Source organism: Burkholderia sp. ABCPW 11 (assembly GCF_001523445.1).
Taxonomy (GTDB): domain Bacteria; phylum Pseudomonadota; class Gammaproteobacteria; order Burkholderiales; family Burkholderiaceae; genus Burkholderia.
The window spans coordinates 49,222-70,587 of sequence record NZ_LOVM01000029.1; the positions used below are offsets into that span (position 1 = coordinate 49,222).

The window sequence follows — 21,366 nt, forward strand, 5'->3', positions numbered from 1 at the left end:
GCCGCGGCGCGATGGCGGCGGCCGGGACGGGTTTCGACAGGCCCCATTAGGCGGCGCCGACGTATCTGCGATGTGTCCGGCCGGCCGCGCATGTGCAATGTTGTGTGTCGCTGCGGCGGCGCGATACATTGGGATACAAACGCGCGGCCGCCGTGCGGTATAAAAGCGGACATCGCCCGCCCGAACGAACCCGACACCGATACCGACAACGACTCATGGAAAAGATCGACCACGTGCTGATCGTCGACGACGATCGCGCGATCCGCGAACTGATCGCGGACTACCTGGAGAAGAACGGCATGCGCGTGTCGCTGGCCGCGAACGGCCGCGAGATGCGCAACGTGCTCGACGACGGCGCGCCCGACCTGATCGTGCTCGACCTGATGCTGCCCGGCGAGGACGGCCTGACGCTGTGCCGCGACCTGCGCGCCGGCAAGTTCCGCACGGTGCCGGTGCTGATGCTGACCGCACGCGGCGAGGAAACCGACCGCATCATCGGCCTCGAGATGGGCGCCGACGATTACCTGGCCAAGCCGTTCGCGGTGCGCGAGCTGCTCGCGCGGATCCGCTCGGTGCTGCGCCGCGCGCGCATGCTGCCGCCCGGCATGCAGGTGACGGAAACGGCCGCGCTGCTCGCGTTCGGCGAATGGCAGCTCGACACGACCGGGCGCCACCTGCTCGACGCCGACGGCACGCTGGTCGCGCTGAGCGGCGCCGAATACCGGCTGCTGCGCGTGTTCCTCGACAACCCGCAGCGCGTGCTGACGCGTGACCAGTTGCTCAACCTCACGCAAGGGCGCCAGTCCGACCCGTTCGACCGCTCGATCGACCTGCTCGTGAGCCGGCTGCGCCAGCGCCTGCGCGACGGCGCGCGCGAACCGCGCTACATCAAGACGCTGCGCAACGAGGGCTACGTGTTCTCGTCGGCCGTGACCGCCGTCGGCGGTACGCCATGAGCGCGCGCATGCCGTGGCGCTGGCCGCGCTCGCTGTTCGCGCGGCTCGCGCTGATCCTGTGCGTGGGCCTCGCGCTCGCGCAGACGCTGTCGTTCTGGCTCACCGTGACCGAGCGCGACCAGGCGACCACGAACCTGATGATGGGCTACATCGAGCGCGAGGTCGCGAGCTCGGTCGCGCTGCTCGACCATCTGCCGCCGGCCGAGCGCACCGCGTGGCTGCCGCGCCTTGCGCGGCGCAGCTATGCGTTCATCCTCGGGCCCGGCCAAACCGGCACGCCGCCGGAGGCGCGGCTGTCGGCGCGCGTCGAGCGCTCGATTTCGGACGGCATCGGCGGCGACTACCCGCTGACCGCGAATTCGATCCCCGGCGACCGCGAACATCTGCAGGTGCATCTGCGGCTGACCGACGGATCGCCGCTGACGATCGACATCCACCCGATGTCGACGGTGCCGCTGTCGGGCTGGCTGCCGGCCGTGCTCGTGGTGCAGCTCGCGGTGCTGGCCGCGTGCTGCTGGCTCGCGGTGCGGCTCGCCACGCGGCCGCTCAAGCAGCTCGCGCAGGCCGCCGACGCGCTCGGCCCCGATCTGAAAGGCGAGCGGCTGAGCGAAGAGGGGCCGTCGGAAGTCGCGCGCGCCGCGCGGGCATTCAACGCGATGCAGGACCGCATCGCGCAGTACATGGCCGAGCGCATGCAGATCCTCGCGTCGATCTCGCACGATCTGCAGACGCCGATCACGCGGATGCGGCTGCGCGTCGACGTGATGGACGACGACACGCAGGGTGCCAAGCTGCGCCAGGACCTGCTGGAGATGGAGCATCTGGTGAAGGAGGGCGTCGCGTACGCGCGAACGCTGCACGGTACCGAGGAAGCCGCGCGCCGCATCGATCTCGACGCGCTGCTCGACAGCATCGTGTACGACTACACGGATGCCGGGCAGGACGTCGCGCTGCACAGCCGCGCGCCGCTCGCGCTCGTCACGCGGCCGAAGGCGCTGCGCCGCATCGTCGGCAACCTGGTCGACAACGCGCTGAAGTTCGCGGGCGCGGCCGAGATCGACGTGCAGGCGGCGCCGGACGGCGGCGCGGTGATCGCGGTGCTCGATCGCGGGCCCGGCATTCCGGACGATCAGCTCGACGCGGTGTTCGAGCCGTTCCGGCGCGTGGAGACCTCGCGCAATCGCGATACGGGCGGCACGGGGCTCGGCCTCGCGATCGCGCGGCAACTCGCGCTTGCGATGGGCGGCACGCTCACGCTGAACAACCGGCCCGACGGCGGCGGGCTCGAAGCGAGGCTGACGCTGAGAAGCGCGGGATGACGCGACGCGGTGCGCGAGCGTCGCGGTTTCGGTCGCGGGCCGATGCGTGTGACGTGTGCGATGTGTGCGACGTCGTACGCGTTGCGGATGCGCGTCAGCAGCGGCCGGTGCGCAGCGCGACGGTCCAGTCGTCGCGGCCGCGCGAAGCCGCGACGGCGGCGGCCGTGTGCCAGTCGTATTCGACCGCATGGAATTCGACGGTCCAGCCGGCCGCCGTGCGCGACACCATCGCGTAGCGCGCATGGGGCGAGCCGGTCTCGATCCGGTGCGGATGCGGCAGGTCGTCCGCGTACGCCTGCAGCCCGACGCTGCCCGGATTGACGATCAGCCGGCCGTCGTCGAGCTTCGCGGTACGCGGCACGTGCGTGTGGCCGCACAGGATCAGCGACGCCGCCGTGTCGCCCGCGCGCTGCGCGACCTCGTCGGGCGTGGCCGCGCGGCAGCCGTCGGGCGTGACCGTTTCGAGGAAATAGACGAGATCGCTGGCCGGCGTGCCGTGCACCATCAGCACGTCGCCGTCGAGCATCAGGCGTTCGGGCAGCGCGGCGATCCAGTCGAGCTGGTCGGCGCGCAGTGTGTCGTGCGCCCAGCGATCGGACAGCCGCATCGCGTCGCGATCGTAGGTGAGCAACTGCCGTTCGTGATTGCCCTTGACGGTCGGCAGGCCGAGCGCGATCAGGCGGTCGGCCGTCTCGGCCGGATGGAGCGCGCCCGACACGATGTCGCCGAGATTGACGATCACGTCGGCGCCGCGGCGGCGGACGTCGTCGAGCACCGCGTCGAGCGCGGCGAGATTGCCGTGGATGTCGGACAGCGCGGCGATTTTCATGGCGGGGCGTCGATGAGGGGAGCGGCGATTGTCGCGCAATTCGGCGCGGGCCGTCCAATCGCGTCGCGGCGTCGGCGCGCGAGGCCGCGGGCGGCGCGTCAGTCGGTCGCGAGCCGTGCGTACATCGCGAAATCGCCCGGCGTGCCGCGCACCATCTTGTAGGCGCGCAGCAGCCCTTCGTAGCGGTAGCCGCACTTCTGCAGCACGCGCGCGGAGCCCGCGTTGCCGGTCAGCACGACGGCCTGCATGCGGATGAAGCCGCCGTGCGCGAACGCCCACGCGGTGACGGCTTCGCATACCGCGCTCGCGATGCCGCGCCCCCAGTGCGACGGCGCGAGGTCGTACGCGATCTCCGCGGAGCGGTTCACGGTGGACACCGTATGCAGCCCGATCGTCCCTGCGAGCGCGCCCGACGCCGTGTCGACGATCGCGAGACGCCGGACCGAATCCGGATCGGCCGATTCGATGTCGTCGAACAGCGGCAGCAGATCGTCGGGCGAGCGCAGGTTCCAGCTCGTGTGACGGACGACGTCGGGATTCGACAGATACGCGTACCACGCGTCGAGGTCCGCGCGTTCGAGTTGCCGGAGCGACAGGCCGGGGAATCCGGAGCGGGGCGGTGCGGCGATTCTCATCGGACGGCGCCTACGCGGCATGGCGTCGGTACAGCGCCAGCGACCCGGCGAGCGCGACGAGCATCGCGCCGCACGTGCGTTCGAGCCACAGCGCGCCCGAGCGCTTCAGCAGTCGCACCGCGCGTGCGCCGAGCAGCGCGTAGCCGAACATCACGACGCCGTCGAGCAGCGCGAACGTGACCGCGAGCGCGACGTATTGCGGCGCGAGCGGCGCCTGCGGATCGAGGAACTGCGGCAGGAACGCGGAGAAGAACAGATAGCCCTTCGGGTTCGTCACCGCGGTCAGGAAGCTTTTCGCGAAGATCGACGCGTGGTGTCCGGAGGCCGTGCCGTCTTGCGCGGCCGCGACGTCGAGCGATCCCTTCGACATCAGCAGCCGGATGCCGACATAGGCGAGGTAGGCGGCGCCGAGCCATTTCACGACCGAGAACCAGAACGCCGACGCCATCAGCAGCGCGCCGAGGCCGAGCGCGACCGCGACGATCAGCACGAAGTCCGACAGCATCGCGCCCGCGAAACCGTAGGCCGCGCGGCGCACGCCGTAACGCGAGCCGTTGGTCAGCGCGAGTAGCACGGTCGGGCCGGGTGTCGCGATGCCGACGAACGCGACGGCGGCGAAGATCAGCAGGGTCGTTTCATGCATGAAGAAGCTCCCGGTGGAAGGCGCGCAGCCGATTATCGTCCGCGTCGCCCCGCGCTGTACAGGCGCGACGGCCGCACGCCCGGCCGCGCATCCGACTATCTCAATTTTGACAAGAAACTGTTGTCATTATTCCGCTTTGGAACGGAACCGGTTCCAACTACCATACCGGCCGCAGCGGGCATGCCCGCCGCTTCGTCGCGCGCGAACGTCACCGGCCTCGCACCGCCGGCGGATGTCGGCGCCCGCGCGCTACTCGCCATAGCCAGAACAACGGGTTCACCGCCCGGAGACATGAAACCATGAACAAGCAACTGATCGCAGCCCCGCTGCTGCTCTCGCTCGCGGGTATCGCCGCCGCGCAAAGCTCCGTCACGCTGTACGGCATCGTCGATGCGGGCGTGACCTATCGCAGCAACGAACGCGTCGGCTCCGCGGGCGCATACACCGGGCATTCGAGCGTCGGGCTCACGACCGGCAACCTGTCCGGCAGCCGCTGGGGCATCAAGGGTTCCGAGGATCTCGGCGGCGGGATGCGCGCGCTGTTCGTCCTCGAGAACGGCTTCGACATCACCAACGGCACGTCGGGCCAGGGCGGCCGCCAGTTCGGCCGGCAGGCGTTCGTCGGCGTCGGCAGCGATCGCTACGGCACGATCACGCTCGGCCGCCAGTACACGTCGCTCGACGATTTCGTGAGCCCGGTCGGCCCGTCGTCGTTCATCGGCGGCTTCGGTGCGCACCCGGGCGACATCGACGATCTCGACCAGACCGCGCGCGTCGACAGCGCGATCAAGTACACGAGCGCGAACTACTCGGGCTTCACGTTCGGCGCGCTGTACGGCTTCGGCGGCCAGCCGGGCAGCATGAAGCAGCGCAACACGTGGAGCGTCGGCGCCGCGTACGCGGCCGGCCCGCTGCGCGTGGGCGTCGGCTACGAGCGCTCGGACAACAGCAAGACGGGCGCGACCGATCCGACGGCGGGCAAGTGGCAGAGCACCGACGACGGCCTGTTCAATTCGTCGATCAACGAAGGCTACGCGAGCGCGCAGTCGCAGCAGGTGATCGCGACGGGCGCGACGTACGACTTCGGCCCGGCCGTCGTCGGCGTGAACTACAGCAACGTGCAGTACCGCGGCGGCGCGCAGTCGCTGTTCAGCGGCCACGCGACCTTCAACGTCGCGGGCGTGTTCACGCGCTGGAACGTTCAGCCGCAGACGCAGCTGTTCGCCGGCTACAGCTACACGCGCGGCAGCGACGTCGACGGCATCGACAACCGCGCGCAGTATCACAACGTCACGCTCGGCGCCGTCTACGACCTGTCGAAGCGCACCAGCGTGTACCTGCTCGGCGCGTATCAGCATGCGTCCGGCACGACGCTCGACGCGCTCGGCCGGCCGGTGGCCGCGACCGCGTCGGTGTCGGACAAGGCGAACGGCCATTCGTCCGATTCGCGGTCGCAGGCAATCGTGAGCCTGGGGCTGCGCCAGAAGTTCTGACGCAGCGATCGTTGCGCATGCAACGGGGCCCGCTGCCGCTACGCTGCGGGCTCCGTCGTGTGCAGGCTCCTGTACTGTCGCCTCCCTTTTCGAGGAGACGACATGACCCGAACATTTTCCGCGCGCTGCCTGTGCGGCGCCGTGACCGTCACGCTGTGCGGCGAGCCGGCGGCGCGTGCGAATTGCCATTGCGCGACCTGCCGCGATTTCTATGGCACGCCGATGCTGTCCGCAACCGCATGGCCGCCGGAGCAGGTGACGATCGACGGCGGCCACGCGACGTTCCCGCATCCGTCGAAGTCGATGTCGCGCGCGTGGTGCGCGTCGTGCGGCGAGATCGTGTTCGGGACGAACCGGCTCGGCATGCGCGTCGTGCCGAACAGCCTGACTGCGCGTGCGCATGGCGGGCAATTGCCCGGCGACCTGCAGCCGACGATGCACCTGTTCTACCGGCAACGCGTGATCGACGTCGTCGATGCCCTGCCGAAATACGTCGACGGCTGGGACGGCCCGACGTTCGACCCGACGAACTGAACGATCGGCGCCGCGCGCGGTACGGCCGGCGCGCATTTTTCCGCCACATTCTCCTTTCCCTCCCGCTTTCCCCGCCGTGCGCGAAATCGCAAAAACAGCGGATCGCGCCGGATTAATATTTTTTCTCTTTCATTTAAATTTCGATTTGTAATAATCGAACGGCTTCCGGCGAATGAAAAGGAATGCAGTCATGTCAGAAAAAATGACGTGCTTGCATTCGACGACCCGGAAGAAAATGCCGGGAAATGCGCCGAAACCGCGCGGCTGGCAGGCCGTCGGGATGCGGGTTCGCAGATTTTGCGATCGTTGACGAAAAAGCGCCGGACGGCAAAAGGCGCGGAGTGAATAATTCGGAGTAACGGCGAATGCGCATTGCCGGAATCACCAATATTTCATGCGCCGCGATTTACAGTGTCGACCATTGTTCGTCTGGGAGCATTATTCATGTCAATGAAACAAATTCGCGCGGCATTGCTGGGAATGTGCATGGCGATGCTGGCGCCGGCAAGCCATGCGCAGGCGCAATACACGACCGACTGGCTCGCGAACACGTACGGCACGCTGGCCTCGCACGTCGGCAACGGCGCGCGCTCGATGTGGGTTGCGCCCGAAGGCGTGATCTATACGGCGTCGCGCTGGGACGAGAACGCGGGCGGCGTCGCGATCTACCAGAACGGCCAGCCGCTCGGCACGATCGGCATCCACGACGAATTCCAGGGCGGCGCGATCACCGGCAATTCGACGTCGCTGTTCGTCGCGCTCGGCTACAACCGCACGTTCGGCAGCGGCTCGGTGGGCCGCTACAACCGGAGCACGAACCAGCGCGACCTGCGCATTCCGGTCAGCACGTGGACGGGCATCCAGTATGCGGACGTGATCACGGGCCTCGCGACGGGCGGCAACCTGCTGTACGTAAGCGACTTCTACGGCAACCGCGTACGCGTCTATACGACCGACGGCGTATGGCAGCGCGACATCGGCGTGCAGGGCCCCGGCGCGCTGGCGCTCGACGCGGCCGGCAACCTGTGGGTCGCGCGCAAGAGCGCGGGCGTCGTCGCGCAATTCAGCGCGACCGGCGCGGCGATGAACACGCTGCAGATGGCGGCCGGCGCGCGGCCGGCGTCGCTGTACTTCGATGCGTCGATGGGCAGGCTGATGGTGGGCGACGAAGGGCCCGACATGAACATCAAGGTGTATGGCGGGCTGCCCGGGCTACCGGTGCAGATCGGCACGTTCGGCGTGCAGGGCGGCTATCTCGACACGACGACGGGCATCAAGGGGCAGGTGGGCGACAAGCGCTTCACGCGCGTCGCGGCGCTCGGCAAGGATGCCGCCGGCAACCTGTACGTGCTGAACAACGCATGGGGCGGCGGCTGGGATCTCGGCCGCAACGGCAGTACCGATCTGCATTCGTACAGCCCGATCGGCACGCTGCAATGGAAGCTGCAGGCGCTGAACTTCGAGGGCATCGCCGCGCCCGACCCCGCGACCGACGGCACGTTGTTCTTCAGCGGCAACAACGTCTATACGGGCACCGCGGGCGGCACGTTCGTCGCGAACACGGTCGATCCGTTCAGCTATCCGAAGGACCCGCGCCTCGACATGAACGACTATCAGCGCGGCCAGCACTTCGGCCAGCTCGTGACGGTCGGCGGCAACCGGATCCTCGTCGCGTCGGGCCAGAACCCGGGCAACTTCAACTTCTATTACTTCAACCCCGCGAGCGGCTATATCGCGATTCCGGCCGGCTCGCTGCCCGGCAAGCCGTTCAACACGACGCTGCAGGTGACGGCCGGTTTCGACATCGACGGCAACGGCGACGTGTGGGCCGGACTGAACGGCTCCAACGTGATCACGCGCTACCCGATGACGGGCTTCGACGCGACCGGCAAGCCTTCATGGGGCAAGCCGGTGACGACGGCCGTGCCGAGCAGCGTGGCGCCCGTGACGCGCATCATCTACCAGGCCGACAGCGACACGATGATCCTCGCGCAGGGCCTTGCGGGCAACTGGGACTGGACCGCGATGAACGGGCACATCGAGGTCTATCGCGGCTGGAAGAACGGCAACACGAGCACGCCGAACCCGGTGATCAACCTGACGAGCGCGAACCCCAAGTCGATCGCGGCGGCCGGCCACTACCTGTTCGTCGGCTATGTGCACACGGTGCCGAACATCGACGTATTCGACCTGAACACCGGCGCGCTCGTCACGACGCTGACGAACTCGAACGCGGCGGCGATGGACGTCGGCAACGACGTCGATTCGATGTACGGCGTGCGCGCGTATCTGCGCTCGACCGGCGAATACGTGATCACGAAGGACAACTACAACGGCTCGAGCATCGTCGTGTATCGCTGGCGCCCGTGAGCGCGCCGCAGCGTCAGAACGATACCGTCGTGGTCAGCGTGACGAGCCGCGGCTCGCCGACCGCGACGATCAGGTTGCTGTTGCTCGACGGATAGTAGTTCTTGTCGAGCAGGTTCTTCACGTTGAGCTGGAAGCGGGTCGGGAATTTGCCGATCGTCGTTTCGTACGCTGCGAACGCGTCGACGGTCACGTAGCCGGGCAGCGTGAAGCTGTTCGCCGTGTCGCCCGAGCGCGCGCCGACGAGCCGCGCTCCGCCGCCGAAGCGCCAGCGCCCGGGCAGGTTCGCGATGGCCGTGTCGTAGACCGCGAACAGGCTGCCCGTGTGGCGCGCGACGTTGACGAGCGGCGTATTGCTGTCGCGATCGTTCGCGTTCGTATACGCATAGCTGCCGATCACGCTCAGGTGGCGCGTGATTTGCCCGGCGACGTCGAGTTCGATTCCGCGCGAGCGCGCGGTGCCGATCGTCGACGTGATGTCGCCGACCGTGACCGCGACGTTGCGCTTGTCGATCTGGTACACGGCGAGCGTGCCCGTGATCGCGGGCTTCAGGCTGAATTTCAGCCCGGCCTCGAGCACGCGGCCGTATTCCGGCGCGAGCGGCGCCGCGACGTTCGACGCGACGTTCGGCTTGAACGAGCGGCTCACGTTCGCGTAGGCGGTCAGCGCCGGCGTGAGCGCATACGCGAGCCCGAACTGCGGCAGCCAGACGCTGCCGCGCGAGCGGTCGGCGAACACGAACGGCCGGCCCATCCCCGATTCCTGCTGCCAGTTTTCCCAGCGCAGCCCGCCTACCGCCGTGAGGCGCTCGGTGATCTTCACCGAGTCCTGCACGATCGTCGAATACGCATGCACGACCGAGCGCGAATCGCTTTGTTTCGTATTGGGTACGCCGCCGGGCGCGAGCAGGCCGTACACGGGATCGTAGAGATCGAAGCCCGTCGTCGCCTTGCCGCGGATCGTGTCGCCGCGGAAGCTGCGCTGCCGTTCGTATTCGCCGCCGACGTAGATCGCGTGGTGCATGCCCGCGAGCGTCACGTTGCCGAGCAGGCCGAGCGTCGCGATCTGGTCGGAATCGTTGCGTCCGAGGTTCGCATCGGACGAGCGCGTCAGCGCGCCGGTCCTGCTGTTGAACGCGGTGGCGCGCGTGAGGAACTGGTCGTAACGGTCGCGGCCCCAGCCGTAGGTCGCGCGCACGCGCCATGCATCGGAGAAGCGGTGCTCGATGCGCGTACGCAGCGTTTCCTGGATGCCGCTGCTTTGCGACCACGCTTCCTCGTAGCGGCGATAGCGCAGCGCATCGTCGAGCTGGCCGTTCACGAGCACGGTGCCGCGGTCGAACGGCGTCGTGTAGTCGACGTACTGGTAGCTGACGTCGATCGACGTGTTCGCGTTGTGCCACGACAGCGCGGGCGCGATCAGCGCATTGCGTTCGCGGCCGAAGCTGCGCCAGTAGCGGCTCGTGTCGTATTCGCCGGTCAGCCGGAATGCGAGCGTGCCGCCCGCGACTTGGCCCGGCTTGCCGAGCGGCCCCGTGAGATCGAACTGCGCGTTGCTGCCGCCGTGGTTCGTGCGCGACGCGGAGATCGAGCCGCCGAACGTGTCTTCCGGCTTGCGCGTGACGAGGTTGATCACGCCGCCCGGGTCCTGCATCCCGTACAGCAGCGAAGCGGGGCCCTTCAGCACTTCGACGCGATCGATCGTCGCGAGATAGCTGTGCAGCACCGGCGTGCGCACGCCGTCGACGAGCACCGAGCCGTCGTTGTTCGATCCGAAGCCGCGCTTGATGAACGCGTCGCGCGTGCCGCCGAGCGTGTTCGTTTGCGTGACGCCGCTGATGTTGCCGAGCACGTCGTCGAGCGAGCGCGCCTGCTGATCCTGCATCACGCTGCTGCTGACCACCGCGACCGATTGCGGGATCTCCTTGAGCGCACGGTCGCCGCCGCCCGCGATGCTCGTCGTGCGCGGCTGATAGCCGATCGTCGGATCGACGGCGGCCGACGCGTTGACGCTGATCGCCGGGAGTTCGGCGGCCGGCGCGGCGGCGGGTGCGGACGCAGCGGGTTCAGCGCCGGCCGCTTGTGCGCCGCTCGCGGCGCACAGGGTGAGCAGGACCGGCAGGCGTGTGCGCCACGGACGCAGGGTCCGGGCACGGCGGGGCGTTCGGCGGAGTGGCATGAATCGATGCAGGAAGAGGAATGCTGAGGATCGCGTTGCGGGTCGCGGCCCGCGGCGTCGCGGCCAGGACGCGCATGATATATGTAATGAGAATCGTTTGCAATTGTTGGGATGACTGGACAGCGCTCGCCGCTCGATTGCTGGCCTGCCGGCAGTCTGCTACCGTAGCGGCCAAAATCACACGCAGTGAAATTCAACGAGAGAGCCGGGGGCCGCACCATGTCATCTTCCTGTCACGTCGCGTTCAGCGCGGCGCCATGCACGGCGCACGACCACGCGGGCGACGAAGCGATCGCAGCCGTGTACCGCCATCCGAACGATTCAAGCAACGGAAGCGAATTCAACCGGCGCCACCACGCCGGGCTTCGATGACTTCAACCACCACGCTGGACGGGAGACCACCCATGAAGAAGATTTCCGCGCCGTTCATGACGGCCGCGCTTGCGGCCTGCGCGCTGCTGTCGTGCGTTCACCAGGCCGCCTGTGCGGCGTCGAACGCCGAACCCGCGATCGACGTGCATTACGGCGCCGTGATCGAGGCCTATACGCAGGACATGGCTGCCGCGAAGACGAAGTACGACGGCAAGCGCCTCACGTTCGTCGGCGCCGTGATCCGGATGGGCAGCGATCCGGACGGCACGTATTTCGGTGCGCTGACGGCCGATGGCGAGCAGTTCGACACGCATTTCGATGTGGCCGACCAGGGCGCGCTGAAGCCGAAATTTCCCGGCGGCGAGATCAAGCCGTTCGTCACGTCCGCGGCGTTCCGGTTCAGCTGTGTCAACGAAGGCTATATCGACGCGCCGGTGCTGCCGGGGTTGAAACTGTCGCATTGCCGGCTCGCCGATTGAGCTGAGCGACAGGCGCACGCCGGCGTGCGATGGTCAAGCGGGTTCGGGTTGCAGCGCCATTGATCGGTCGGGAATTCAGGTGTATTGATCGATGGCCGGCCGGAAAGCGCCATGGATCGTTCCAGTATTGTGGTCGGCCGCCGCGTGTCGGGCGGTCGATCTACCGATCTACAGGTCTACAGATCGAGTACCAGCAGCTCGGTTCGCGATCGCGAGCAGCACGGCATGAACTGGCCGCCGGCCGCCTTTTCGTCGTCGGTCAGATACGCATCGCGATGATCGGGCTCGCCTTCGAGCACGCGGGTCAAGCAGGTGCCGCACACGCCTTGCTCGCACGACGTCAGCACGTCGACGCCGTTCGCCGCCAGCGCCGCAATCACCGTGCATCCGACCGGCACGTCGATCACCTTGCCGCTGCTCGCGATCCGCACCTGGAATGCGCGATCGGCGCCGGATGGCGCGACCGCGCCGCCGAAGAACTCGTAATGCAGCCGCGCTTCGCCCCAGCCGCGCTCGCGTGCCGCGTTCAGCACCGCATCCATGAAGCCGCGCGGGCCGCATACGTACAGATGCGTGCCGTCGGGCGCGCCGGCGAGCACGGCAGCCAGATCGAAACGTTGCGCGGGATCGCCGTCGTCGACGTGCAAGCGCGTGCGATCGCGAAACCCGGCCGCATTGATCCGCTCGACGAAGGCCATGCGATCGGCCGAACGCGCGCAGTAATGCATGTCGAACGGCATGCCGGACGAGAACAGCCGTTCCGCCATGCTGAGAATCGGCGTGACGCCGATCCCGCCGGCGAGTAACAGATGGTGCGGCGCGTCGGCGGCGAGCGGGAATTGATTGCGCGGCGTGCCGATCCGCACGGTATCGCCTTGCCGGACTTCGTCGTGAATCGCCCGCGATCCTCCTCGACCTTCGGCCTCGCGCAGCACCGCGATCTGGTAACGATCGCGTTGCTCCGGGTGGTTGCACAGCGAATACTGGCGCACGAGCCCGCCCGGCAGATGCACGTCGATATGGGCGCCGGCGTCGAAGCGCGGCAATGGCGAGCCGTCGTCGCTGACCAGTTCGAAGCCGCAGATGTCGCGCGCTTCCTGCCACCTGCGGGCCACCCGGACCGTCAATGTCGCGCCGCTCATGACGCCTCCTTGACGTGCGCGACCGGAATCGCGGGCCGCTGCGGGCTCGCCGCGTTTTCGGCGGCGAGCAGCCGGTCGATCACCTTGCGCGACAGCACGCCGCCGGCATCGATGTTGAGCTTGAGGAGCGTGCGCTCGGGCCACTGCTCGAGATTGCGCTGCTGTCGCTCGAGCATCTCGAGATCTTCCGCGAAAATCTTGCCCTGGCCTTCGCGGATCTCGGCGGTCAGCGCGTGATCGTCGGGCCGGAAGTTGCGCGCCATCCCCCAGAAGTACCAGATCGACGTGTCCGTCTCGGGCGTGATGAAGTCGACCACGATCGACGACGCCTTCTTGTCCGCCGGTGCGTCGTAGCCGCCGTGGCCCGCATGCGCGACGCCCACTTCGATCATCACGTGGCTCGGCGGCGCGAAGCGGCAGATCTGCCAGCGGTCGACCGGCACGTCGTCGGCGAGCCCGTTGCCGCGCAGCGCCATCCGCCAGAACGGCGGCGGCATCACGTTCTCCATGAAGCGGCTCGTGACGACTTCGTCGCCGTGGCCGGTCGTCTTCGGCGGCGCTTCGTCGATTTCCTTCTGGCCGATGCTCGTCGCATGCACGTAGGTCTCGTGCGTGAGATCCATCAGATTGTCGATCATCAGCCGGTAGTCGCAGCGAATGTGATACAGGCCGCCGCCGTGCGTCCAGGCCGGATCCTCGGCCCACGCCAGCGCGGGCAGTTTGGCGGGATCGGCTTCGGACGCGTCCCCCGGCCAGACCCACACGAAGCCGTACCGCTCGACCGCCGGGAAGCTGCGAATCGGCGGGAAACCGCCGACGCGCTGGCCCGGCATGCCGGTCGTCTTGCCGTTGCAGCCCATTTCCAGCCCGTGATAGCCGCACACGAGCACGCCGTCGCGCACGAACCCCAGCGACAGCGGTGCGCCGCGATGCGGGCAGAAATCCTCGAGCGCGGCGATCTGGCCGTCCGCCGCGCGGTAGAACACCATCGACTCGTTGCAGATCTTGCGGCCCAGCGGCTTGCCGTCGATCTCGTCAGGCGTGCACGCCACGTACCACGCGTTCTTGAGAAACATGATCTTTGTCTCCTTCGAGGCGGTGCCGCCGGGGATGCGGCCCGATCTTCATTCCGTGTACTGAATGAGATTCAGTGTACTCATTGAAATTGGCGGGAGCAAGGCGGGCGGTATACTGGTTTTCCCGGGAAAATGGCGCGACGCGGCGCCATGCCGACGGCGCGCGCAACCGGCGTGCGCCGCCTACGTCATCGACTCATTCATGGAAAAAACGAATCCCGCCGACCTGCCGGCTTTCCCGATCGACCTGTACGACGAACCCGGGCACCTGATCCGGCGCGCGCACCAGATCGCGGTTGCGATGTTCTACGAGAAGCTGGGCCGCGACGTGACGCCCGTGCAGTACGCGGTGCTGCGGATGCTCTACGAGAATCCGGGGCTCGACCAGGTCACGCTCGCGCAACGGGTGGCGCTCGACACGTCGACCACTGCCGATCTCGCGGTCCGGCTCGAAGCGAAAGGATTGATCGTCCGCGAAGTGCTGCCGCGGCGTCAGCGTCGCCTGCTGCTGACGCCGGCGGGCGTCGAATTGCTCACGCAGCTCATTCCGTTGGTGCAGGAACTGCGCGCCGGCCTGTTCGACGGGATGGGCGACGACGATTCGCAGGAACTGATGCGCCTGTTGCGCAAGTTCGTCCATTTGAACAACGAGCAGAGTCGCGCGCCGCTGCGGGTGAGCGAGGATTCGTAGCGGCGCCGAGCCGACGGCGCGGAGGCTGCGGCGGGGCGGCAGCTTCCGCGCTGCCCGACGGCGTCACGCGCGTGACGCTTGCCCTTCCAGCCGCCGCACGGCTTCGGCCACTTCGTTCCTGAAGCGCACGAGCGCCGCCTGTTCCGGCGCCGGCGGCTGCACGGCCGCCCACAGCATGTCGATCAACTGCGTGGCCGTCGTTTCCGTATCGAGCTTGCGGTGCCCGAGGATCGCGTCCCACAGCACGTGCTCGATCGGCCCGAACACCATCGAGCGCAGCAGGCTGAGCGGCAGATCCGCGCGAACCTGCCCGGCCGTCTGGCCGCGCGCGAGCACGTCCATCAGCGGCGCCGTGTAGCGGCGCTGCAGCGCGGTGAGTTCGTCGCTCAGCGCATGCTGCTTCGCGCGGCCTTCCGACAGCACCAGCGCGCACAATCCCGTGCCGTTCACGAGCATCAGCCGCAGGTGCGTGCGCACGATGAACGCGAACTGCTGCTGCACCGACGCGTCCCGCGGCATCCCGTGTTCGAACGCCGCGATGATTTCGTCGTACCAGTCGGCGATCACGCGCGCGCACAGCTCGCGCTTGCCGCGGAAATAGCTGAACACCGTCGCCTCCGACACACCCACGCGCTGGGCGATCTCGGCGGCCGTCGCATGCTCGTAACCTTTTTCGGCAAACACTTCCCGGCCGGCGCGCAGAATGTCCTGCACGCGCTGCTGGGATTTGCGCCCGGCGGGTGCGCGCGGCGTGTCGGCGCGGTCGGCTTTGGCGGTGGCGGTCATGGTGTCGGCGGGAGCGGCTGTCATGCTCGCATGATAGCTGAGTATCACTCAGAAAACTATTGACGCCGAACCCGGCGAGGCGCGAAACTGTGCAAAATTTCCGCTGTATAGGTCAATGAATCGGCGTATTCATTCGATGTGAGCAAAACTCAGAAATCGGTGGGTACGACACACTTTCTGGAGACGGAGGAGACATGATCAACCTGCCCGGCGTGCAATTCATGCTCGGTGAAGACATCGAGATGCTGCGCGACGCCGTCGCGACGTTTGCGGCGAAGGAAATCGCGCCGCGCGCGGCGGAGGTCGACCGCACCGACCAGTTCCCGATGGATCTGTGGAAGAAGTTCGGCGATCTCGGCGTGCTCGGCATGACCGTCTCCGAGGAATACGGCGGCGCGAACATGGGCTACACCGCGCACATGGTCGCGATGGAAGAGATCTCGCGCGCGTCGGCGTCGATCGGCCTGTCGTACGGCGCGCACTCGAACCTGTGCGTGAACCAGATCCACCGCAACGGCACCGACGCGCAAAAGCGGAAGTACCTGCCGAAGCTCGTGTCGGGCGAACACGTCGGCGCCCTCGCGATGAGCGAGCCTAATGCCGGCTCCGACGTCGTCAGCATGAAGCTGCGCGCGGACAAGCGCGGCGACCGCTACGTGCTCAACGGCACGAAGATGTGGATCACCAACGGCCCCGATTGCGACACGCTCGTCGTCTACGCGAAGACGGACGTCGAAGCCGGCCCGCGCGGCATCACCGCATTCATCGTCGAGAAGGGGATGAAGGGTTTCTCGGTCGCGCAGAAGCTCGACAAGCTCGGCATGCGCGGCTCGCACACGGGCGAGCTCGTGTTCCAGGACGTCGAAGTGCCGGAAGAGAACATCCTCGGCCAACTGAACGGCGGTGTGAAGGTGCTGATGAGCGGCCTCGACTACGAGCGCGCAGTATTGTCGGGCGGCCCGACGGGCATCATGGCTGCGTGTCTCGACGCGGTGGTGCCGTATATCCACGACCGCAAGCAGTTCGGCCAGTCGATCGGCGAATTCCAGCTGATCCAGGGCAAGGTCGCCGACATGTACACCACGTTCCAGGCGTGCCGCGCGTACCTGTACGCAGTGGGCCGCCATCTCGACTCGGCGGGCAGCGACCACATTCGCCAGGTGCGCAAGGACTGCGCGGGCGTGATCCTCTACACGGCCGAGAAGGCGACGTGGATGGCCGGCGAGGCGATCCAGATCCTCGGCGGCAACGGCTACATCAACGAATACCCGGTCGGGCGCCTGTGGCGCGATGCGAAGCTGTACGAAATCGGCGCCGGCACGAGCGAGATCCGCCGGATGCTGATCGGCCGCGAGCTGTTCGCGGAAACGATGTAACGCCCCACGCCACCCGAACGGAGCCCCGTCGATGCCGATCATCGAATCGAAACTGAACCCGCGTTCGGAAGACTTCCGCGCGAACGCCGCGGCACTCGAGGCGGTCGTCGCCGACCTGCGCGCGAAGATCGAACAGCTCGCGCAGGGCGGCGGCCAGGCCGCGCGCGACAAGCACCTGGCGCGCGGCAAGCTGCTGCCGCGCGAGCGCATCGCGCAACTGCTCGATCCGGGCGCGCCGTTTCTCGAGCTGTCGCAGCTCGCCGCGAACGGCATGTACAACGACGACGCGCCGGGCGCGGGCGTCATCACCGGGATCGGCCGCATCGCCGGCCGCGAATGCGTGATCGTGTGCAACGACGCGACGGTCAAGGGCGGCACCTACTATCCGATCACCGTGAAGAAGCACGTGCGCGCGCAGGAAATCGCCGCGGAAAACCGGCTGCCGTGCGTGTATCTCGTCGATTCGGGCGGCGCGAACCTGCCGAACCAGGACGACGTGTTTCCCGATCGCGATCACTTCGGCCGCATCTTCTTCAACCAGGCGACGATGTCGGCCGCGGGGATCGCGCAGATCGCGGTCGTGATGGGCTCGTGCACGGCCGGCGGCGCGTACGTGCCGGCGATGAGCGACGAGTCGATCATCGTGAAGGACCAGGGCACGATTTTCCTCGGCGGGCCGCCGCTCGTGAAGGCCGCGACCGGCGAGGAAGTGAGCGCGGAGGATCTTGGCGGCGGCGACGTGCACACGCGCCTGTCGGGCGTGGCCGATCATCTCGCGCAGAACGACGCGCACGCGTTGTCGATCGCGCGCAACATCGTCGGCCATCTCGCACCGAAGATCGCGCCGCCGGTCGCGCTGCGCGAGCCGAAGCCGCCGCGCTACGATGCGAAGAGTCTGTACGGCGTGATCCCGGTCGATACGCGCAAGCCGTTCGACGTGCGCGAAGTGATCGCGCGAATCGTCGACGATTCGGAGTTCGATGAATTCAAGGCACGCTTCGGCACGACGCTCGTCACCGGTTTCGCGCACATCTGGGGCCATCCGGTCGGGATCGTCGCGAACAACGGCATCCTGTTCTCCGAATCGGCCGTGAAGGGTGCGCATTTCATCGAGCTGTGCTGCCAGCGCAAGATTCCGCTCGTGTTCCTGCAGAACATCACGGGCTTCATGGTCGGGCGCAAGTACGAGAACGAAGGCATCGCGCGGCATGGCGCGAAGATGGTGACGGCCGTGTCGAATGCGAAGGTGCCGAAATTCACGGTGATCATCGGCGGCTCGTTCGGCGCCGGCAACTACGGGATGTGCGGCCGCGCGTTCGGCCCACGCTTCCTGTGGATGTGGCCGAACGCCCGCATCTCGGTGATGGGCGGCGAACAGGCGGCGTCGGTGCTCGCGACCGTGCGCCGCGACGGCATCGAAGCGAAGGGCGGGTCGTGGTCGGCCGAGGAAGAGGACGCGTTCAAGCAGCCGATCCGCGACCAGTACGAGCGCCAGGGCCATCCGTATTATGCGAGCGCGCGGCTGTGGGACGATGGCGTGATCGATCCCGCGCAGACGCGCGACGTGCTCGGGCTCGGCCTTGCCGCGTCGATGAACGCGCCGATCGACGACACGCGCTTCGGCGTGTTCCGCATGTAACGCCCGGGAGGACAGACCGATGCGATACGAAACGATCAAGGTAAGCGAAGCCGGCCGCGTGGCGACCGTCACGCTCGCGCGGCCCGACGTGCGCAATGCGTTCAACGAGACGACGATCGCCGAGTTGACCACCGCGTTCGAATGGCTCGACGCGCACCAAGGCGTGCGCGCGATCGTGCTCGCCGCGGAAGGGGCGGCATTCTGCGCGGGCGCGGATCTGAACTGGATGAAGAAGATGGCCGGTTACTCGGCCGACGAGAACCGCGCCGATGCACGCAAGCTCGCGCGGATGCTCGAAGCGATTTATCGCTGCGGCAAGCCGGTGATCGCGCGCGTGCATGGCGACGCGTATGCGGGCGGCGTGGGCCTCGTCGCGGCGGCCGACATTGCGATCGCCGCCGACGGCGTGAAGTTCTGCCTGTCGGAAGCGCGGCTCGGGCTGATTCCCGCGACGATCGCGCCGTACGTCGTCCGTGCGATGGGCGAGCGCGCGGCGCGCCGCTACTTCGCGACGGCCGAGGTGTTCGACAGCACGCGTGCCGCGTCGCTCGGCTTCATTCACGATGCGGTGCCGGCCGGCGCGCTCGACGAAACGGTCGCGAAGTTGGCCGCGACGCTCGTCGCGAACGGCCCCGACGCGGTGAGGGCGTGCAAGCGACTCGTCGCCGACGTGGCCGGCCGCGCGCTCGACGCGACGCTGATCGAGCAGACCGCCGACTGGATCGCGCAGACCCGCGCCGGCGCGGAAGCGCGCGAAGGGATCGCGTCTTTCCTCGAAAAGCGCACGCCGTCGTGGCGTGAATGATCGCGTGACCCCAACCTTCCGGACGACATCGAAGCCATGTTCGACAAGATTCTGATCGCCAACCGCGGCGAAATCGCGTGCCGCGTCGCCGCGACGTGCAAACGTCTCGGGATCGCGAGCGTCGCCGTCTATTCCGACGCGGACGCGAATGCGAAACACGTGGCCGCATGCGACGAAGCCGTGCACATCGGCGGCGCGGCCGCAGCAGACAGCTACCTGCGCATCGAGCGCATCATCGAAGCCGCGCGAGCGACCGGCGCGCAGGCGATTCACCCCGGCTATGGATTTCTGTCGGAGAACGAAGATTTCGCGCATGCATGCGAGGCGGCCGGCATCGTGTTCATCGGGCCGCCGGTCGACGCCATCGCGGCGATGGGATCGAAGGCGGCCGCCAAGGCGCTGATGCACGCGGCCGCCGTGCCGCTCGTGCCCGGCTATCACGGCGACGACCAGGACGCGGCCAGGCTGCATCGCGAGGCCGACGGGATCGGCTATCCGGTGCTACTGAAGGCGAGCGCGGGCGGTGGCGGCAAGGGGATGCGCGTGGTCGAGCGCTCCGACGATTTCCCGGCGGCGCTCGCGTCGTGCCAGCGCGAAGCCGCGAGCAGCTTCGGCAACGATCGCGTGCTGATCGAGAAGTACCTGACGCGTCCGCGCCACGTCGAGGTGCAGGTGTTCGGCGACACGCACGGCAATACCGTGTACCTGTTCGACCGCGACTGCTCGGTGCAGCGCCGTCACCAGAAGGTGCTCGAGGAAGCGCCGGCGCCGGGGCTGCACGACGACGTGCGCCAGGCGATGGGCGAAGCGGCCGTCGCGGCCGCGCGCGCGGTCGGCTATGTCGGCGCGGGCACCGTCGAATTCATCATGACGGGCGACGCGTTCTACTTCATGGAGATGAACACGCGCCTGCAGGTCGAGCATCCGGTCACCGAGATGGTCACGGGGCTCGATCTCGTCGAATGGCAACTGCGCGTCGCGGCGGGCGAGCCGCTGCCGCTGAAGCAGGAGGCGTTGCGCGTACGGGGCCATGCGCTCGAGGCACGCCTTTACGCGGAGAACCCCGCGCGCGGCTTCCTGCCGTCGACGGGCACGTTGAAGCACCTGCGGCTGCCGGCCGGCGTCGAGTTCGACATCGGCGCGGCGGTGCGCATCGACAGCGGCGTGCGCGAAGGCGATGCGATCACGCCGTTCTACGATCCGATGATCGCGAAGCTGATCGTCCACGGCGCGGACCGCGCGGAAGCGCTGGGCCTGATGCTGCGTGCGCTGCGCGCGTGCGAGGTGGTCGGCCTGCATACGAACGCCGCGTTCCTTCAGCGGATCGTCGCATGCGAGCCGTTCGCGACGGCCGATCTCGACACGGGCCTGATCGAACGCAATCACGATGCGCTGTTCGCGCCGCAACAGCCGCCGCGTGCGGCGCTCGCACTCGCATGCGCGGCGCTGCTTGCCCGCGAACGCGGGGCAACGCAGGCCGCATCGCCGTGGAGCGCGCTGCCGGACTGGCGGCTGAACGGCGGCTATCGCCGCACGCTCGAATGGCACGCGCCCGATCGCGAAGCGGACATGACGGTGGCGTACGAGGACGACGGCGATGGCACGCGCATCGCGATCGGCGACGCGGCCGCGCAACCGTTCGTATGGACGCGCGGCGCCACGCCGCTCGATTTCGACGTGACGCTCGGCGGCGTGCGCGGCAGCGGCCGCGTCCATGCGGACGGCGACACGTTCCATGTGTTCACGCAGGGCGCGGCCGAGACGTTCGAATGGCGCAACCTGCTCGCGCATGCAGGCGACGCGGAGCAGGGCGGCGGCCGCCTGACCGCGCCGATGCCCGGCAAGGTGATCGCGGTGCTGGTCGAGCCGGGCCAGAAGGTCGAAGCCGGCACGCCGCTGATCGTGATGGAAGCGATGAAGATGGAACACACGATCGGCGCGCCGCGCGCGGGCGTCGTCGCGGAAGTGCTGTACGGCGTCGGCGATCAGGTCGCGGACGGTGCGCAGTTGCTGATGATGGCGGAAGGCTGAGCGGGTCTTGCGAC

General features: G+C 67.8%; 19 protein-coding genes. 12 read left to right on the forward strand and 7 right to left on the reverse strand.

The genetic code is table 11. From position 1 onward, the window contains the following. Positions 1-215 precede the first annotated feature (215 nt). Both WS61_RS11235 and WS61_RS11240 read left to right on the forward strand, forming a co-directional pair. Positions 216-956, forward strand: coding sequence for a response regulator (locus WS61_RS11235; protein ID WP_059500555.1), 741 nt, complete (start codon positions 216-218; stop codon positions 954-956). Next, positions 953-2,275, forward strand: a complete 1,323-nt coding sequence (locus tag WS61_RS11240; RefSeq protein WP_059500556.1) for an ATP-binding protein — start codon at positions 953-955, stop codon at positions 2,273-2,275. The genes WS61_RS11235 and WS61_RS11240 overlap by 4 nt, the downstream gene beginning before the upstream one ends. 94 nt (positions 2,276-2,369) lie before the next feature. Here WS61_RS11240 and WS61_RS11245 read toward each other — a convergent pair whose 3' ends face one another. From WS61_RS11245 to WS61_RS11255, 3 genes are all read right to left on the reverse strand, one after another. Then, a complete protein-coding gene (locus tag WS61_RS11245) occupies positions 2,370-3,104 on the reverse strand; it encodes a metallophosphoesterase (protein ID WP_059500557.1) in 735 nt (244 codons plus the stop codon). 98 nt (positions 3,105-3,202) lie between these two features. Next, positions 3,203-3,739, reverse strand: a complete 537-nt coding sequence (locus tag WS61_RS11250; protein ID WP_059500558.1) for a GNAT family N-acetyltransferase — start codon at positions 3,737-3,739, stop codon at positions 3,203-3,205. Positions 3,740-3,749: 10 nt separating this feature from the next. Next, entirely contained in the window at positions 3,750-4,382 is a 633-nt protein-coding gene (locus WS61_RS11255; protein ID WP_059500559.1) for a LysE family translocator, read from the reverse strand. A gap of 299 nt (positions 4,383-4,681) precedes the next feature. On the opposite strand from WS61_RS11255, the gene WS61_RS11260 reads away from it, so the two are divergent. From WS61_RS11260 to WS61_RS11270, 4 genes are all read left to right on the forward strand, one after another. Beyond that, complete coding sequence (locus WS61_RS11260; protein WP_059500560.1) at positions 4,682-5,875, forward strand: porin; 1,194 nt, start codon at positions 4,682-4,684, stop codon at positions 5,873-5,875. Between the two features lie 102 nt (positions 5,876-5,977). After that, positions 5,978-6,409: a GFA family protein gene (locus tag WS61_RS11265; protein WP_059500561.1), complete on the forward strand. Its 432-nt coding sequence runs from the start codon at positions 5,978-5,980 to the stop codon at positions 6,407-6,409. A 207-nt stretch (positions 6,410-6,616) separates the two neighbouring features. Next, positions 6,617-6,754, forward strand: coding sequence for a hypothetical protein (locus tag WS61_RS33145; RefSeq protein ID WP_179949756.1), 138 nt, complete (start codon positions 6,617-6,619; stop codon positions 6,752-6,754). A 99-nt stretch (positions 6,755-6,853) separates the two neighbouring features. Further along, positions 6,854-8,779, forward strand: a complete 1,926-nt coding sequence (locus WS61_RS11270) for a hypothetical protein (protein ID WP_059500562.1) — start codon at positions 6,854-6,856, stop codon at positions 8,777-8,779. A 13-nt stretch (positions 8,780-8,792) separates the two neighbouring features. Here WS61_RS11270 and WS61_RS11275 read toward each other — a convergent pair whose 3' ends face one another. Beyond that, entirely contained in the window at positions 8,793-10,955 is a 2,163-nt protein-coding gene (locus WS61_RS11275) for a TonB-dependent siderophore receptor (RefSeq protein ID WP_059500563.1), read from the reverse strand. 404 nt (positions 10,956-11,359) lie between these two features. Between WS61_RS11275 and WS61_RS11280 the strand changes: the two genes are divergently transcribed. After that, positions 11,360-11,806: a hypothetical protein gene (locus WS61_RS11280; protein ID WP_059500564.1), complete on the forward strand. Its 447-nt coding sequence runs from the start codon at positions 11,360-11,362 to the stop codon at positions 11,804-11,806. Positions 11,807-11,982: 176 nt separating this feature from the next. On the opposite strand, the gene WS61_RS11285 is transcribed toward WS61_RS11280, so the two are convergent. Together WS61_RS11285 and WS61_RS11290 are read right to left on the reverse strand one after the other, a co-directional pair. Next, complete coding sequence (locus WS61_RS11285) at positions 11,983-12,948, reverse strand: PDR/VanB family oxidoreductase (protein ID WP_059500565.1); 966 nt, start codon at positions 12,946-12,948, stop codon at positions 11,983-11,985. Next, on the reverse strand, positions 12,945-14,024 hold the full coding sequence (locus tag WS61_RS11290; RefSeq protein ID WP_059500566.1) for an aromatic ring-hydroxylating dioxygenase subunit alpha: 1,080 nt from the start codon (positions 14,022-14,024) through the stop codon (positions 12,945-12,947). Before WS61_RS11290 ends, WS61_RS11285 begins: the two co-directional genes overlap by 4 nt. Before the next feature lie 202 nt (positions 14,025-14,226). Here WS61_RS11290 and WS61_RS11295 point away from each other — a divergent pair, with 202 nt between their 5' ends. Continuing rightward, entirely contained in the window at positions 14,227-14,715 is a 489-nt protein-coding gene (locus WS61_RS11295) for a MarR family winged helix-turn-helix transcriptional regulator (RefSeq protein ID WP_059500567.1), read from the forward strand. Positions 14,716-14,778: 63 nt separating this feature from the next. Here WS61_RS11295 and WS61_RS11300 read toward each other — a convergent pair whose 3' ends face one another. Then, a complete protein-coding gene (locus tag WS61_RS11300; RefSeq protein WP_059500568.1) occupies positions 14,779-15,525 on the reverse strand; it encodes a TetR/AcrR family transcriptional regulator in 747 nt (248 codons plus the stop codon). A 170-nt stretch (positions 15,526-15,695) separates the two neighbouring features. Between WS61_RS11300 and WS61_RS11305 the strand changes: the two genes are divergently transcribed. Genes WS61_RS11305 through WS61_RS11320 form a run of 4 tightly spaced genes read left to right on the forward strand, consistent with a single transcriptional unit; the run spans position 15,696 to position 21,352 of the window. Next, positions 15,696-16,877, forward strand: a complete 1,182-nt coding sequence (locus WS61_RS11305; RefSeq protein ID WP_059500569.1) for an isovaleryl-CoA dehydrogenase — start codon at positions 15,696-15,698, stop codon at positions 16,875-16,877. A gap of 31 nt (positions 16,878-16,908) precedes the next feature. Further along, positions 16,909-18,516, forward strand: a complete 1,608-nt coding sequence (locus WS61_RS11310) for a carboxyl transferase domain-containing protein (protein WP_034204153.1) — start codon at positions 16,909-16,911, stop codon at positions 18,514-18,516. Positions 18,517-18,535: 19 nt separating this feature from the next. Continuing rightward, a complete protein-coding gene (locus WS61_RS11315) occupies positions 18,536-19,321 on the forward strand; it encodes an enoyl-CoA hydratase/isomerase family protein (RefSeq protein WP_059500570.1) in 786 nt (261 codons plus the stop codon). A 36-nt stretch (positions 19,322-19,357) separates the two neighbouring features. Next, the gene (locus WS61_RS11320; RefSeq protein ID WP_059500571.1) at positions 19,358-21,352 is read left to right on the forward strand and encodes an acetyl/propionyl/methylcrotonyl-CoA carboxylase subunit alpha; all 1,995 of its coding nucleotides are present in this window, start codon (positions 19,358-19,360) and stop codon (positions 21,350-21,352) included. Positions 21,353-21,366: the final 14 nt, after the last annotated feature.